The sequence below is a fragment of the Thalassolituus sp. UBA2009 genome (assembly GCF_002335285.1).
Taxonomy (GTDB): domain Bacteria; phylum Pseudomonadota; class Gammaproteobacteria; order Pseudomonadales; family Oceanobacteraceae; genus Venatoribacter; species Venatoribacter alkanivorans.
Map to the genome: position 1 here is coordinate 69572 of NZ_DDCJ01000151.1, position 14518 is coordinate 84089.

The window sequence follows — 14518 nt, forward strand, 5'->3', positions numbered from 1 at the left end:
CTGCACCAGCGGGAGAAGCCTGCGGGCTTCTCCCATCCTTCCTGTTAGGCTACCCTTGCGCCTTTACTGCAAACCAGAGCCCCTGTTCATGTCGTTATCTGTCGCTATTGTTCCCGTTACCGCCTTCGCCCAGAACTGCTCCATCCTGATGTGTAATGCCACCAAGGCCGCAGCCATTGTCGATCCGGGCGGCGATATTGAACGTATTCTGCAGCAGGTAAATGCCATGGGTGCCAGAGCCGAAAAAATTCTGCTGACCCATGCCCATATCGATCATGCCGGCGGCACCGCCGAGCTGGCACGCCGTCTGAGCCTGCCGATTGAAGGGCCGCACGAAGGCGATCTGTTCTGGATTCAGGGACTGCCACAGCAATCCGCGATGTTTGGCTTTCCGCCGGCTGAGATCTTTACCCCGGACCGCTGGCTTAACGATGGCGATAAAGTACAGGTCGGCGAGGTTGAGCTGGATGTGATTCACTGCCCCGGACACACACCCGGCCATGTGGTGTTTTACAGCGCTGCCGACCAGCTGGCCATTGTCGGTGATGTGATTTTTCAGGGCTCCATCGGCCGCACCGATTTCCCCAAGGGCAACCATGCCGAGCTGGTGTCTTCCATCCGCGACAAATTGTTTCCGCTGGGTGATGACATTACCTTTATTCCCGGTCACGGCCCGGAATCCACCTTTGGCCACGAACGCCGTACCAATCCCTTTGTTTCCGATCACCGCGGCTGATCATCCTGCCCGATAAACGACGGGCATAAAAAACGGCGTGCACTGCACGCCGTTTTTGTTGGCTAAGCCCTTCAGAACCAAGAGCCTCAGTTAAGCACCGGTACCGGCTCGTCTCTGTCCGGCAGAGGAATCGCCTCGACATTTGGCAGGGCCGAGGTCTGCAGACGCGATAAGCGGTTCATCCGCGCCCGGCTCTCAGCCAGTGCTTCATCCATCTGCTCCTCGTAAATATCCAGCCAGGTGCGCGAACCGGGCACCATACGCGCCAGATCACGCATCCCCTGCTTCAGCGCATTCAGGTGCAGCTGATAGCTTTTTTCCTGCTCCAGCATCAACGCCTTAAACGCCGTGGCATTACTGCTGTCGAGAATATTTTTGGTGTCAGTCATGCTCTGTTCATAAGCGATAGCCGCTTCTTTCAGAATGCCGACATCACGCTCCAGCTTGGCAAAACTTTTACTGTCGACATAAGCCACATCCGGCTGCATCAGCTTAACCACCGCGATGGTTACCGCCACAGAAATCGCCACCACCGCCAGTACAGCGATGATCATCAGTACAACCCGGTTAGTGGATACGGTGTCTTCCAGCATTGCCAGACGCTGGGCTTCGCTCAGCTCACCTTCGCCTTCTTCATGTCTTGTCACAAAAAACTCTCTGTATACAAATGGCAGGATAAGTTTAGTAACGGATTGGCTGTAGCGCCAATCAACAAACCGATACACCAACACGACAGGTCTGACAGCGTCATACAACAGTCATCCCGGCGCGGCACAGTCTGCGTTACCACCCGACCACCTCTGACAACATTGGCGCATTCTTCGTTCAGCAAACGCAGATTCGTCGCTTCGCCTGATTGCCGCCATGCGCAGAGCAGCCGAGGATGGTACGCCACATTCATCGCGTGAAGGAGCAGACGATGGCACAGACCAGCAATACACCACCGGAGACAGATCAGGCTGCAGCCAGACAGCTGCTGGGAACCCTTAGCAATCAGGCACAGGACATTGAGGCGGCCTATCAGCATCAACTGCGTCAGACGGCCACCCAGCTACTGCAGCAGCACCAGCCCGCCGAACAGCAGGCACTCTGCCTGTCGCTGAATAAGCTGATTGCCGCCCGCCAGAGTCTGCTTAACGAACCTGTGGCAACCAGCCCGGACGAGGCTGCCGTTGAGGTCTCAGCCCACATCACAGGTGCAGAAAACCTGCCGCCGCAACAGTCTCCCCTGATACGCACGGATTCTTCTGCAGGCTCCAGCGCCTCCCTTTGGTCTGCCATTACTGCTCCACGCATGATGCTGCTTGCCTTGCTGTTACTGTGTATCACCGCTGCCAGCCTCACATTCAGCCAGCAGCAACATATCCACAGCCTGCAACAGCAACTCCTGAGCCTGCAGCAAAGTCTGCAATCCAGTCAGCAACAACTGGCGCAGCAGTTAACCGTACAGCAGCAGGAACGGGCCGAATGGCGGCATACGCAGCAGGAATACCAACACCAGATCACTGCCGCACAGCAGCAGTTACTGGCTCAGCAGCAACAAGCGAGTGCGCAACAACAGGAGTGGCAGCAACGTCTGGCCAGTGTGGATAAAGCACTGGCGCTGGAACAACGTGAAGGCGATGCCCTGCAGCAGCGGATTAACCGTCTTAGCCGGGTATCGGAAGAATTGATTGCCAACCTGTGCGCCGACAGTGCTGCCGTTGGCCCCGCGGTCGGCCTGACGATCTATGCGCAATATATGCAGCGCTGCCAGCAAAGCTGGGAGCTTGCAGCGCAGTGAGAGCTGACGTCGGATGTCGGACAACTGACCTCAGACGTCAGGCATCAAAGCGAAGCTTAACGCGCTTCAGCGCGGCCCGTAGGGGGCCCGCCACGGACGGCGGGCATAGCATCAACGCAGGGAGCGTTGATCAACATTGCGCAGCAATGGCCCGCAGGGTGCCCGCCACGGACGGCGGGCATAAAAAAACCCGCACAAGGCGGGTTTTTTCGGTTCGGGCTTTATTACTTCTTGAAAGCACCGAAACGCTTGTTGAAGCGGTCGATACGGCCACCGGTATCAACAACTTTCTGCTTACCAGTGTAGAACGGGTGGCAAGCTGAACACACGTCCAGGTACATAGTACCAGGCTTAGTGGATTTGGTTTTGATCACGTTGCCGCAGGAGCAAGTTGCTTCCAGAGCAGCGTACTCAGGATGAATACCTTCTTTCATGGGACACCTCTTGGGTCTTCACGCCGCCACTTGCGAATCTTCTCTCCACAAGTACCGCGCTACTGGATTACAAAAACTTGCCCTTGCATGGGCAATAAGGACGCGCATAATACCAGAGCCGACCTAAGCAGCAAGTCTTTTCATGTCCTTTTTTGTTGTCGAAATTGCTCTTCCCCTCCCGCTACGCCGCACTTTTGACTACTTGCCGCTGCCCGGAGAAACGCCGGATCACTATCGGCCCGGCCAACGCGTACGGGTGGAATTTGGCCGTCAGCTGCTGCTCGGCATCGTGCTCAGCTGCCGTGATCAGTCGGATGTTCCCAGCAATAAGCTCAAACCACTGCTGGCCCGCCTCGACGACACCCCACTTATTGATGAACACAGCCTGGCGCTGTGCCGCTGGCTGGCCGATTACTATCACCACAGCATGGGCGAAGTGCTGGAGCATATGCTGCCAACCATGCTGCGCCGTGGCTGTGAGCTGAGCGAGGCCGACGAACGGGTCTGGCTGAAAACCGCAGACGAGCCGGCCAAAGCCCTGCGCGGCAGCAAACAACAGGCGCTGTGGCAGTTATTTCAGCAAAGCCCGCAATGGCCACACAGCGAGCTGACCTCTCAGGGATTTACCCTTGCGCAGCTGCGCAGTCTGGCCGACGCCGGACTGATTGAAGAACGCCAGCAGCTGCCACTGCCGCCGGTTATTCAGGAGAATCAGCGTTTTCACAGCCTGAACCCGCAACAGCAGAGTGCACTGAAGGCACTTGAACCGGAGCTGCATCACTTTCGCGCCTGCCTGCTCGAAGGCGTAACCGGCTCGGGCAAAACCGAGGTCTATCTGCGTCTGATCGAGCAGGTACTGGCGGCGGGCAAACAGACACTGGTACTGGTACCGGAAATCGGTCTGACTCCACAAACCGTACGCCGTTTCCAGGCGCGTTTTAATGTGCCCATCGCCATGCTGCATTCCGGCCTGAACGACCGCGAGCGTCTGCAGGGCTGGCGTCAGGTGAGTGAGGGCGGCGCACGCATTCTCATCGGCACCCGTTCGGCGGTATTCACGCCGATGCCCGACCTCGGCCTGATTATTCTCGACGAAGAACACGATGCCTCATTTAAGCAGCAGGATGGCCTGCGCTATTCGGCGCGCGATTTTGCTCTGGTACGGGCGCATAAAGCCGGTGTACCTATTGTGCTCGGTTCGGCCACCCCCTCGCTGGAAACCCTGCACAACGCGCTCAGCGGTAAATACCTGCACCTGAAACTGAGCCAGCGCGCCGGCGATGCCAAAGCACCGGGTATGAAGCTGCACAGCATTCTGCACCAGCCACTGACCGCCGGTTTCGCCCAGCCGGTGCTGAACGCCATGCATAAACATATAAGCGACGGCAAACAGGTGCTGGTGTTTATTAACCGCCGCGGTTTTGCCCCACTGCTGGCCTGTCGTGACTGCGGCTGGATGGCCGAATGCCGGCGCTGCGACGCACGCCTGACCCTGCATCAGTATCCGCCGCATCTGCATTGTCACCACTGCGACTTCCAGCAGGGTATTCCTGCGGTGTGTCCGCAATGTGGCAGTCAGCACGTTGAGGGTATTGGTCAGGGCACCGAGAAAATTCAGGATCAGCTTGCCGTGCTGTTCCCGCAGGTGCCAGTGCGCCGGGTCGACCGCGACACAATCCGCAGCAAGCAGGCGTTCGATAATCTGTTCGACGATATTCACAGCGGCGGCCCCTGCATTCTGGTCGGCACGCAGATGCTGGCCAAAGGCCACCACTTTCCCGATGTCACTCTGGTGGTAGTGCTGGACGCCGATGCCGGTTTATTCAGCGCCGACTTCCGCGGTATGGAGCACAGCGCGCAGTTAATCTGTCAGGTGGCCGGCCGCGCCGGGCGTGAAGAAGCGCCGGGCGAAGTGTGGATTCAGACCCTGTACGCCGAGCATCCGCTGCTTAACCTGCTGCTCGACAGCGGCTACCACGCACTGGCGCTGTCGCTGCTGCAGGAACGCCAACAGCAGCAGCTGCCGCCGTACAGCCATATGGCATTACTGCGCAGCGAATGCGAAGACCGTATGCAGGCGCAGCAACTGTTGCAACAGGCGCGTGCCTTTGTGCAGCAATGGCTGCAAACCCACAGCGGCGCCAGCTGGCAGGCACCGGTTACCCTGCTTGGCCCCTTCCCCGCCATCATGGAACGGCGCAATGGCCGCTTCCGTTTTCAGTTACAGTTTTACGCTGCCGAACGCAGTGTGCTGCACCGTACCGCAGCGGCACTGGTGCATTTTCTTGAGCAGCACAAGGGCTTATCAAAGGTGCGCTGGAATCTGGATATCGACCCCATCGACACTCTCTGAACAGGCAGACAGCAGACTGTCCGGCAGGATAACGAGCGCCATCTATACTTGGTCTTACTTATCAGGATAACCACCTCAGATTGCCAGGGCCTGTTAACACTAATTGAATCGGGCCTGCTGAGAGCCAGTTTTTCTCAGAACAAGGAGTGAGGAGGGATATTAACGGGTTAAATGAATGACGAACGACGATGTTAGTGGGGAAAACGGGCCTCAGCCCGAAGGGTTATGGCTAAAAATCCCTCATCCTGCGTTGCTGTTCGCTCGCTGAACCCGTTAGGCCACACTCTCAGCGCCTTACCTGAGGAATTTTTAGCCAATAACAGGCCTGTTTAATTAGTGTTAACAGGCCCTAACCCAATGCCCGCGCAAGGACCCGCCATGGAATACCTCAGCTTCCGTCACGCCCGCCAGCACTTTGCCGTTCCCATTGAAAGCGTGCGTTTTATTGCCGCCGAAAGTGCTCTGACGCCCACGCAGGTTGCCACCGGTAAAGGCCAGCAATTCGATATGGTGGAATTTGAAGGCCAGGCCTGCATTATTCTGTCGCTGGCACGTCTGCTCAATCAGCCATCCGAACGCAGCAAAAGCCGTGAATTACTTGAGTTATTGCAGGCCCGTGAGCAGGACCATGTACTCTGGCTTAACACCTTAAAAGACTGCCTGCAGCATGGCGGCAGCTTTGATCTGGCGCGCGACCCGCACCAATGCAAATTCGGCCAGTGGTACGACAACTTCCGCACCGACGACAGCCAGTTGCAGCATGTACTGCGCAGCTTTGACGAACCGCATAAACGTATTCACGCCCTCGCTGATCAGCTGCTCGCCCTGCGTGATAACGATCAGGCCGAAGAAGCCCTGAACATTCTGAGTCATCAGGGCAGCAGTACGCTGCAACGCCTGCGCGACCTGTTTGCCGAGGCGTCGAACATGGTACGCAGCAGCATCCGCCCAACCGTAATCATGCTGCAGAGCAGTGAACAGCAAACCCTCGGTCTGCGTGTCGATGACGTCGGCGAAGTGTTCAGTTGCAGCGCCGCACAGCTGGAAAAAGAGCAGCAGGACTATATGCCGCCCTTTGCCCGTGGCTGGCTGAAAGGCATCCGCATCGCCGGTAATGAAGTGACCATCATGGAAATTAATCCCGCCCGGCTGCTATCATCCACCGCTATTAAAGAGGGTCAGCTGCTGGCCTGAAACAGGTCAGCCGGAGAACCCTGTGAGTAACTCAGTCAACCAGTCTGCTGTACGCCCCAATCTTAAAAACCCCATTCACCTGCTGGCTTTCGGTTTAGGCTCCGGCCTGGCACCAAAAGCACCCGGCACCTTTGGTACTCTGGCAGCATTACCCGTCTGGTATTTTTTATTGCAGGGCATGCCAACGCTGCCGTATCTGGGCATTCTGATTGCCGGTTTTGCTTTAGGCGTCGTACTGTGCGAAATCACCTCGCGCGACCTCGGCGTGCATGACCACGGCGGCATTGTCTGGGACGAATGGATTGGTGTGTGGATAACACTGCTCTGGTTGCCGCACAGCGGCGATGTGCTCACCGACTTTGGCTGGTTGCTGTACGGCTTTGTACTGTTCCGCTTTTTCGACATCCTCAAACCCTGGCCGATTAAATGGCTGGATGCCAAAGTCCATGGCGGTTTCGGCATTATGATTGACGATGTGATTGCCGGAATTTTTGGCTTGCTGGTATTGCAGGGAACGGTACTGGCGCTGGGATAATTCGCCAGCCTGCTGGCACATTAATATGCTGCAAAGCCGTTGAAGCAACACATGTCGCAGGAGCTGGCCATGCCTGCGGCTCGTTGCCATGTCGGCGAAGTATTGTGATATCAATACTGCTGACGCTTTCTGTCACCAGCCGCCGCTATCCTCGCTGCTTTCTGAAGGAGAACCATAATGAAGATGAATTACTTTGTGTTTGGCACCAACAATATGGAAGCAGCGGTTAAGTTCTATGATGCATTGTTCGAAAATACGGAAATGCGCCAGACCTTTGCGACCGAGCGTATGACATTCTGGCAGGGTGAGGATGACGACGGAGCCTTTGCCGTGGCAATTCCTTTTGATCAAAACACAGCGACCAATGGCAATGGCACAATGCTGGGTTTCAGCCTTGATTCTGAGGATGAAGTTACCCGTCTGTATAACAAAGCCATTGAATTAGGCGGAAGCTGTGAAGGCAAACCCGGCCAGAGAGGGCCGCGTTTCTCGGCTTATGTGCGTGATCTGGATAACAACAAAATAGCCTTTGGTGCAAAAAATATGTAATCACGCTGGCGATGACTGAGAACGCCAGTCGCTGTTCTGACTGAGGAGGCTCCAGCCTTATGCCTGTCCCCGATCCACAGAAAATCATTGCCTTTGCCACGGCTGAAGAACTTGGCCTGTGGCTCAGGCAGAACCACGCGGTTGAGCGTGAATTGTGGGTGAAGATTTTTAAGAAAAACACAGGTATTCCCAGCGTTGTCTGGGAAGATGTTGTATCAGAAGTTCTGTGCTGGGGCTGGATTGACGGTATCCGCAAATCTCTTGATGAACAGGCTTATCTGCAGCGGATTACGCCAAGAGGCCCGCGCAGTATCTGGTCGAAGAAAAATACTGAACATATAGAACGCTTAATAGCAGAAGGCCGGATGCAGGAACCCGGCCTGATGCACGTACACGCAGCCAAAGCGGATGGCCGTTGGGAAAAAGCCTATTGCGTCAGCGATATGGAAGTTCCCGCCGACTTTCTGCAGGCGCTGGAAAGCAGACCAGAGGCAAAGCAGTTTTTTGCAACGCTGCCCAAATCAAGCCGCACCCTGATAGCTTTCCGTCTGGCAGAGGCAAAAAAGCCCGAAACCCGACAGGCAAGATTTGAAAAATTCCTGACGATGCTGATTAACGGAGAAAAACCACAGTAGTTATCCGCAACAACCATTGCTCCTATCTGCAGTAATCAGCAACTTCCCTCGTCTTCTTTAATCAGCTCCACCGCCGCTTCAATTAATTTACGCGCCACGGTCTGTGGCGCCGGGAGTTGCGGCAGGTTGTCGATATCAAACCAGTCGGCACTTTCCAGTTCAGTGGTGTCGATATTCAGTTCACCACTGTCGTAGTCGCATAAATAACCGAGCATTAACTGGTGCGGGAATGGCCATGCCTGCGAGACGAGGTAGCGCGGATTTTTAATCTGAACTCCGGCTTCTTCAAATATTTCCCGTGCCAGTGCTTCCTCGGCGGTTTCGCCGGCTTCAATAAAACCGGCAAGACAGGAATACATGGCGGTGCGGTGGCGGTTGGAGTGAGCGAGCAATAATGTCCGTCCTTTGCGCACAACGCCAATGACACACGGGGATATTTTCGGATAAGAACGATAGCTGCATGCCGGGCAAACCAGTGCACGGTCATTCACAATAGGCTTCAGCAGCGTGCCGCAGCGGCTGCAGAAGTTCTGCGTGCTGCGCCAGTAACGTAACTGTGCGGCAGCATTTACCACACGGAAAATATCGTCGCTGGCGGCGAGCAGATAATCGCGCAATGCCACCTCTTCAAATCCCGGCGGAATATCGGCCAGACCAACCACCCGCAGCGGCACACCATTAACACTGCCGAGCAATAACTCCAGCCGTGGGTCCTGTTCAACGGAATCGGTTGTCCACGGCATGACTTGCTCTGCATTGTTCATCACCTCTGGCTTCAGCAGCAAGCGCTCGCCAAGAAAATACAGGCTGAGAGTTTTCGGGCTGTCTTCGCCTGGCACGATGGCGGGGTGGTAAATAAATTCGATGGTCATAACCGTTTTCCGTCGATCAATCCGGACTTAAAACGCTTGCAGGCAATGCTGCAGGCGGTCTTTGTCGTTCATTATGTATTGGTCGTATTCCTGCAAAAAAGGAATATGAGGCAAATCATTCAGCAGTACGCCGACACGCTGCTGATGAAATATATTAGCATCGCGATCGTAATCCAGCGGGTTACCGATTTTAATCGCCAGCAGTTGCAGCGCCATCAGATCCTGTCCCAGCCGATAGGTTTTATTGTTGCTGTCGCAGCGATAATACAGACTGTGCAGCGCACCATAGCCCAGCGATTCAATCAGATGTTTACTCATCGGCAGGTAAACATTATGCCGGTGTTCAAACGCAGCAATGCTGCGCAATACGCTGTTGACGGTATCACTGACGGCGAACGCATCCTGGCCGTCGATGGTAAATAATGACTGAATAATATCCTGCGCCTGTTGCTCCAGTTCTGCGGTCAGCTCTGCAGCGGGCGGTAACGGGTAATCAAAGCCACGGTTATCATCCATCGCCACAAAGTCGTTCTGAATAATCGCAATGCCCTGTTCGGTAAACGGATAAGCGCGCGCATCATAAGTTTTGGCAACCGGCAGCAACAGGGTTTCTGTCAGAATCAAGCGGTCAAACAAAGCATCGGTGGCGCCATTAGTTTGTTCACTGTATTGCCCTTTGCGCTCGCCATACAGGCTGATGGCGTCCTGCAGATGTTTTTCAAAGCCGTCGATACAACCACTGAGCAGTACAACACTGGCAATAAACGGCATTTTAAGCAGAGAGAGAATGTTCATTTTTTTATGTCCCTGGTGAGAATTCCTGAAGGCAGCATCATATCAATTGTTACCTCAGGCCAGAAACACTAAACCACTATAAAGCCTGCAGCGGTTTAGGACGCGCAATATCATGTTGTGCCAGCAGCGCTGTGCCACGCAGAACGATATCCGACTGAAAGGCTTTTTCGTAACGCACATCAAGCACGTAGGCTTTTACCCGCAGACGGATGGCAAGCACATGAGCTATTTCAACTTCTTCCAGAGTAAAAGCCACAGGTTTTTTCAGGTAGGCGTAACGGCTGGTCACCACCACTTCTTCGATTAACTTTTGTGCTTCAGCCAGATCGGCATTGAGGGCCAGATGAAAATCAGTCACCACCATCATGTCCAGCTCACCGGCATTACCGGAGGCGACAACATCGGTAATAAAACGCGAGTTGGGAATAGTGACCAGATTATCGTCCAGTGTCACCAGCCGCACGGTACGCAGACCAATAGAAACAATCTCGCCATAGGTATCGCCAAAGCTGACGCGGTCACCAACACGGAACGGGCGGTCAAACAGCAGCAGAATACCGGCCACCAGCGATGCAGCAATATCTTTTAAGGCAAAACCCAGTGCAACAGCCACGGAACCGGCGGCGGCAAAAAGCAGTTCTTTCGGCGGTTGCAGCACGGCAATAAATAAGCCAACGGTACCGAAGATATACAGCGCAAACGTCAGCAGCGTGGAAATCTGCAGAATTAAAAAACGCCGGGCGGGAATTTTTTCCATCAACCGCTGGCTGAGGTTATTTAATCCCTGAGCGCCACCCCACAGCGCAAAGCCACCGATAATCAGCCAGAAAATCGCATATAGATTAAAAATACCGGCGATGCTGAGCAGGCCATCGACCAGACCGTTGGTTTCATTCATTCAGCATATTCATCCTGTTCAGAGTGCTCACCACGGTGTGATACCAAAGCGCGGTAATGCCGTAGCGACCATCATTGCCTTTTTCAATCATACCGGCTTCCAGCCCAGTTTTAAGAGCAAAGCGTACAATGTTTTCTGCGGTATTGGTTACCCGTACCAGTTCGGCCGTAGTCAGATTGCCGTGGGTTACAATGGCCGCAAAAATAAACAGCATGCGCGGCCCGGATTTTTCAAAGCCGATGCTGGCAGGCAAACGTGGAATGCTGGCTGTAGCCACACCACGCTGGGTACTGACCGACTCTTTCCATAGCATCAGCGCCGTGACCGGAATACCGTGACAGGCATCCCACAGCAGGCTGAAATAACGTTGCTCGGCATTGCGCAGCGCACCGGCAACCGGCGAGCGCGGATCAATCAGCACATCATCGTATTGCAGGCGATAACCGCTCTTCTGGTTGCGCGACAAAATCAGCGAACGGATTTCTGCCTGCGTCCAGCGTTTTACCCGGACCACATTACGCATCTGATAATCACGGCCAAACACATTGCACAGATAAGCCCAGCTCTGATTATTAATAACAATCAGCCAGTAAATATTCTGTACGCGGGTATTGGTCAGGCTGAGCAGTGTGCGCCAGCCATCCAGGCAACCTACGTCGGCAAGGAATGAGTTTTCAGCATTATTGAGAATAATCAGCGTTGGTTGCAGCTGTTCATCCTGGGCTGCCAGTGCTGCCGGGCCGGCACTTAAATCTATTTCCAGCGCGTCACCTATCAGGTGATAAATGTCGGCGGCATTCGTGGTTTTTGCCGGCACGTCCAGCTGCCGGATCTGCACCTCCCTGTTTTCATTCTGCAGGGCATTGGCAAAACGTTTGGCCGCCGATTTTTTACCGATACCCGGCTCGCCGGTAATCAGCATAACGTTATCGTCGCTGCGTTCGGCGTCCCAGGCATCAAAATTCTTGCGGATAGCAGCACTTAGACCGGTATCGATAATCGGATAATCCCAGTCATTGCCGGCATTAAACCAGCGCAGATAATTGTCATCGGTACATTCACCCTGATCATCTTCTTCGCCGTTATCAGCCACCGTATTTTTCATACGGAACCAGCGTGCATTCAGCTTCTGATACCAGGTAAATTCCACCAGCAACTGGGCAATAAATGCCTGCAGGAACAGCAGCAGATTAAAAGGAATCCACAGCGGCAGAATCAGATTCATAAAGCGCCCATGACCGGCTTTTTCAATCAGAGGGTCCATCTGTTCGGGCAACAGACGCTTAAGATTCTGTATTAATTCTTCGCGGTAAAAATGCAGCAGGTAGCTGATAACCACCCAGCTGAACAGCCAGACAAAACCACCCACCATTTGACTGATCATCGAACGGTGAAACAGATAATCGGCCAGCGCAATCAGCGCCCAGGGCAACAGCAACCAGGAAGTCGATGAACGGGCACGCTGCTCCAGCAGCGCGGTGCTGTCAGCATTTAAATAACTGCCAGCGCCCTGACAAACACTGAACAGAAACCACTCCGAAGCCAGTTTCAGCAACACATACAGAATATAAACCTGCATCAGCAGAGGCAGTGCGCCTCCTACTCCGGCGGTTTCTTGCTGCATAGGCGGCAGCAACGTGCTGAGCCATAGCAGCAGCACCCAGGGCAGCAGTGGTGTAATACCACTGATAAACCGGGTAATCGCACGCAGTCCCTGATGATGAATACCGCCACCAATCAGACGGTTATGCAGTGCCGCTAAAATACTGGCAGTCCAGCTGGCAAATAGTTTGGCCAGCCAGCGCAGGGGAAAAACCAGCAGCAGCGGTGCACCGCTGTTCATAATTACCTGTGTGCGCTGACCTTCGGGAATGCCATGCAGCAGACTGTCCCAGGCGCTGACAACATTATTTAAGGTGGTGTGCAATTGCTGCCATTCTGCACGCAGCATCATTGCCAATCCGGGCCAGTCGATTCCGGGCAAAGCCGCATGAACGGCAGGCGCCAGCAACAGTACTGCCAGAAACGGTGCCAGCAGTAACAGGAAATAACGGCGGCTGGAATATTGAGACAGGTTCATCCTTCACTCACTACGGTGTCCATGCGTGCACGTTAACAGGCCCTAAACGAAAAGGCAGCACAATATCAGCGCCGCAATAAGCGCAGCCAGCGACCAATATTCAGCAGGCTGACCAGCGAAGCGGCAACATAGGTTAAAGCCGCTGCCGTCAGAATGCTGTGCGCGGCTTTCATATCGCGCTCGTCCAGATACTCTCCTTCGCGCAGCAATGGCAGCGCTTTACCGAAGCTGGCATCCCACTCCACCGGTAAAGTAACAATATGCACCAGAGTGCCGATCAGCATGGCTCCAACCGCCACAACCAGGGCAAAACGCGAGGCAACAGGGGCAACCACCGCCAGAAACGGCGCCAGCAGCAGCGCCAATGGAGCGATACGCTGCATCCAGTAGGCCAGCACGGCAAAGCCGGTGCGGCTCTGAAACAGGGTTTCTTTACGCGCATGCTGCAGTGCATGGCCGACTTCGTGGGCTGCGACCACTACCGCGGTGAGACTTTTGCCGTCCAGTTTATCGCTGGTCAGACGTACCGTTTTGCTGCGTGGATCATAGTGATCCCCCTGATCGGTGGCTTCCACCTGCACATCATTCAGCTCCAGTTTGGCCAGCAGGTGACGCGCCATATCGCCACCGTTACCCGGGTAATCATTGCGCGGAGCACTGTGCTTTTTCAGCACATGCTGCACCCATACGCCGGGTAAAATAAGAATCGCGAGTACTAACAAGGCCAACAGCAGCCAGATCATTGGGTCGGTTTCCTGTATTCATTGTTCGCTGAGAGAAAAATAACGCCGCCAGTGACGTTCTGATGGTGCAATTCTACTGCACTTTTCCCTGTATTCCGCCTGCTCCCGGGGGCATTGATGCACAATCGCCACGGCAACAACAAAGCCACAGTGGATAACAAGCCGCCGGTCTTTGGCGACATCGCATTAGGCAGGGCAGTGTCAGACTGTTAGAATACGCGCCCTGTTTTACCCAGGAGTACTCCCATTGAGTATCACATTCATTGCTTCGTCCAAATTACCGACACCGTTCGGTGTCTTCACCATGCATGGCTTTGAAGACAGCAGCAACGGCAAAGAGCACGTAGCTCTGTCCATGGGCGATATCGCCAATGGCGAGCCGGTACTGGCACGGGCACATTCTGAATGTCTGACCGGCGATGCGCTGTTCAGTATGCGCTGTGACTGTGGCTACCAGCTGGAAGAAGCGCTGCGCGCTGTAGCCGAAGCCGGCCGTGGTGTGGTGTTGTACCTGCGTCAGGAAGGCCGTGGCATTGGCCTGCTGAATAAGATCCGTGCCTATAACCTGCAGGATCAGGGAGCAGACACCGTTGAGGCCAACGAACAGCTGGGCTTTGGCGCCGATATGCGTGACTACAGCATGTGCCGGCCAATGCTCGATCACCTGGGAATTCACGCTATCCGTCTGATGACCAATAACCCCCGCAAGGTAAAAGCACTGAGCGAAGCCGGGGTTGATGTGGTTGAGCGGGTATCGTTACAGGTGGGACGCAACCCGCATAACGATGGCTATCTGAACACCAAAGCCAGCAAGCTGGGGCATTATCTGCCGCAATCGGCGGCCGGTATTGTCACTCATCAGGATGATGATATTCCGGGCAGCAGCGACGACACTGAGAAGTAAGTAACGG

The 14518-nt window shown here is 54.6% G+C and carries 15 protein-coding genes; 8 read left to right on the forward strand and 7 right to left on the reverse strand.

Annotation, left to right across the window (positions count from 1 at the left end):
• The first annotated feature begins 88 nt into the window (after positions 1-88).
• Positions 89-736 (forward strand): MBL fold metallo-hydrolase, encoded by a 648-nt coding sequence (locus tag B3P58_RS18565; protein ID WP_286719638.1) that lies wholly within the window; start codon positions 89-91, stop codon positions 734-736.
• An 86-nt stretch (positions 737-822) separates the two neighbouring features.
• On the opposite strand, the gene B3P58_RS18570 is transcribed toward B3P58_RS18565, so the two are convergent.
• A complete protein-coding gene (locus B3P58_RS18570; protein WP_286719640.1) occupies positions 823-1383 on the reverse strand; it encodes a hypothetical protein in 561 nt (186 codons plus the stop codon).
• A gap of 272 nt (positions 1384-1655) precedes the next feature.
• Here B3P58_RS18570 and B3P58_RS18575 point away from each other — a divergent pair, with 272 nt between their 5' ends.
• A complete protein-coding gene (locus B3P58_RS18575) occupies positions 1656-2519 on the forward strand; it encodes a hypothetical protein (protein ID WP_286719642.1) in 864 nt (287 codons plus the stop codon).
• 224 nt (positions 2520-2743) lie between these two features.
• Here B3P58_RS18575 and rpmE read toward each other — a convergent pair whose 3' ends face one another.
• Positions 2744-2953, reverse strand: a complete 210-nt coding sequence (gene rpmE, locus B3P58_RS18580; RefSeq protein WP_145470828.1) for a 50S ribosomal protein L31 — start codon at positions 2951-2953, stop codon at positions 2744-2746.
• 142 nt (positions 2954-3095) lie between these two features.
• Here rpmE and B3P58_RS18585 point away from each other — a divergent pair, with 142 nt between their 5' ends.
• The 5 genes from B3P58_RS18585 (at position 3096) to B3P58_RS18605 (ending at position 8219) form a co-directional block, all read left to right on the forward strand.
• A complete protein-coding gene (locus B3P58_RS18585) occupies positions 3096-5306 on the forward strand; it encodes a primosomal protein N' (RefSeq protein WP_286719644.1) in 2211 nt (736 codons plus the stop codon).
• A 378-nt stretch (positions 5307-5684) separates the two neighbouring features.
• Positions 5685-6500, forward strand: a complete 816-nt coding sequence (locus B3P58_RS18590) for a CZB domain-containing protein (protein WP_286719647.1) — start codon at positions 5685-5687, stop codon at positions 6498-6500.
• Between the two features lie 22 nt (positions 6501-6522).
• Positions 6523-7035 carry a phosphatidylglycerophosphatase A family protein gene (locus B3P58_RS18595; RefSeq protein ID WP_225692428.1) on the forward strand — a complete coding sequence of 171 codons (513 nt, stop codon included), beginning with the start codon at positions 6523-6525 and terminating at the stop codon, positions 7033-7035.
• 177 nt (positions 7036-7212) lie between these two features.
• Positions 7213-7584, forward strand: coding sequence for a VOC family protein (locus B3P58_RS18600; RefSeq protein ID WP_286719650.1), 372 nt, complete (start codon positions 7213-7215; stop codon positions 7582-7584).
• A 59-nt stretch (positions 7585-7643) separates the two neighbouring features.
• Positions 7644-8219, forward strand: coding sequence for a YdeI/OmpD-associated family protein (locus B3P58_RS18605; RefSeq protein WP_230331180.1), 576 nt, complete (start codon positions 7644-7646; stop codon positions 8217-8219).
• Positions 8220-8254: 35 nt separating this feature from the next.
• Here the strand turns inward: B3P58_RS18605 and nudC are convergent, their stop codons facing one another.
• The 5 genes from nudC to B3P58_RS18630 all read right to left on the reverse strand — a co-directional run bounded on the left by nudC (position 8255) and on the right by B3P58_RS18630 (position 13607).
• The gene (gene nudC / locus B3P58_RS18610; RefSeq protein ID WP_286719653.1) at positions 8255-9091 is read right to left on the reverse strand and encodes an NAD(+) diphosphatase; all 837 of its coding nucleotides are present in this window, start codon (positions 9089-9091) and stop codon (positions 8255-8257) included.
• Positions 9092-9118: 27 nt separating this feature from the next.
• Positions 9119-9886, reverse strand: coding sequence for a hypothetical protein (locus tag B3P58_RS18615; protein WP_286719656.1), 768 nt, complete (start codon positions 9884-9886; stop codon positions 9119-9121).
• A gap of 76 nt (positions 9887-9962) precedes the next feature.
• Positions 9963-10784: a mechanosensitive ion channel family protein gene (locus tag B3P58_RS18620; RefSeq protein WP_286719659.1), complete on the reverse strand. Its 822-nt coding sequence runs from the start codon at positions 10782-10784 to the stop codon at positions 9963-9965.
• Positions 10777-12864, reverse strand: a complete 2088-nt coding sequence (locus B3P58_RS18625) for an ATP-binding protein (RefSeq protein WP_286719662.1) — start codon at positions 12862-12864, stop codon at positions 10777-10779. Before B3P58_RS18625 ends, B3P58_RS18620 begins: the two co-directional genes overlap by 8 nt.
• Positions 12865-12929: 65 nt before the next feature.
• Positions 12930-13607, reverse strand: coding sequence for a zinc metallopeptidase (locus B3P58_RS18630; RefSeq protein ID WP_145470798.1), 678 nt, complete (start codon positions 13605-13607; stop codon positions 12930-12932).
• A 247-nt stretch (positions 13608-13854) separates the two neighbouring features.
• On the opposite strand from B3P58_RS18630, the gene ribA reads away from it, so the two are divergent.
• Positions 13855-14511: a GTP cyclohydrolase II gene (gene ribA, locus B3P58_RS18635; RefSeq protein WP_145470796.1), complete on the forward strand. Its 657-nt coding sequence runs from the start codon at positions 13855-13857 to the stop codon at positions 14509-14511.
• The last annotated feature ends 7 nt before the right edge of the window (positions 14512-14518 follow it).

Bases quoted from the DNA above. Each gene is read 5' to 3' on its own strand.
- B3P58_RS18565 (WP_286719638.1), top strand. From the start codon at position 89: ATGTCGTTATCTGTCGCTATTGTTCCCGTTACCGCCTTCGCCCAGAAC.
- B3P58_RS18575 (WP_286719642.1), top strand. From the start codon at position 1,656: ATGGCACAGACCAGCAATACACCACCGGAGACAGATCAGGCTGCAGCC.
- rpmE (WP_145470828.1), bottom strand. From the start codon at position 2,953: ATGAAAGAAGGTATTCATCCTGAGTACGCTGCTCTGGAAGCAACTTGC.
- B3P58_RS18585 (WP_286719644.1), top strand. From the start codon at position 3,096: ATGTCCTTTTTTGTTGTCGAAATTGCTCTTCCCCTCCCGCTACGCCGC.
- B3P58_RS18590 (WP_286719647.1), top strand. From the start codon at position 5,685: ATGGAATACCTCAGCTTCCGTCACGCCCGCCAGCACTTTGCCGTTCCC.
- B3P58_RS18600 (WP_286719650.1), top strand. From the start codon at position 7,213: ATGAAGATGAATTACTTTGTGTTTGGCACCAACAATATGGAAGCAGCG.
- B3P58_RS18605 (WP_230331180.1), top strand. From the start codon at position 7,644: ATGCCTGTCCCCGATCCACAGAAAATCATTGCCTTTGCCACGGCTGAA.
- nudC (WP_286719653.1), bottom strand. From the start codon at position 9,091: ATGACCATCGAATTTATTTACCACCCCGCCATCGTGCCAGGCGAAGAC.
- B3P58_RS18615 (WP_286719656.1), bottom strand. From the start codon at position 9,886: ATGAACATTCTCTCTCTGCTTAAAATGCCGTTTATTGCCAGTGTTGTA.
- B3P58_RS18620 (WP_286719659.1), bottom strand. From the start codon at position 10,784: ATGAATGAAACCAACGGTCTGGTCGATGGCCTGCTCAGCATCGCCGGT.
- B3P58_RS18625 (WP_286719662.1), bottom strand. From the start codon at position 12,864: ATGAACCTGTCTCAATATTCCAGCCGCCGTTATTTCCTGTTACTGCTG.
- B3P58_RS18630 (WP_145470798.1), bottom strand. From the start codon at position 13,607: ATGATCTGGCTGCTGTTGGCCTTGTTAGTACTCGCGATTCTTATTTTA.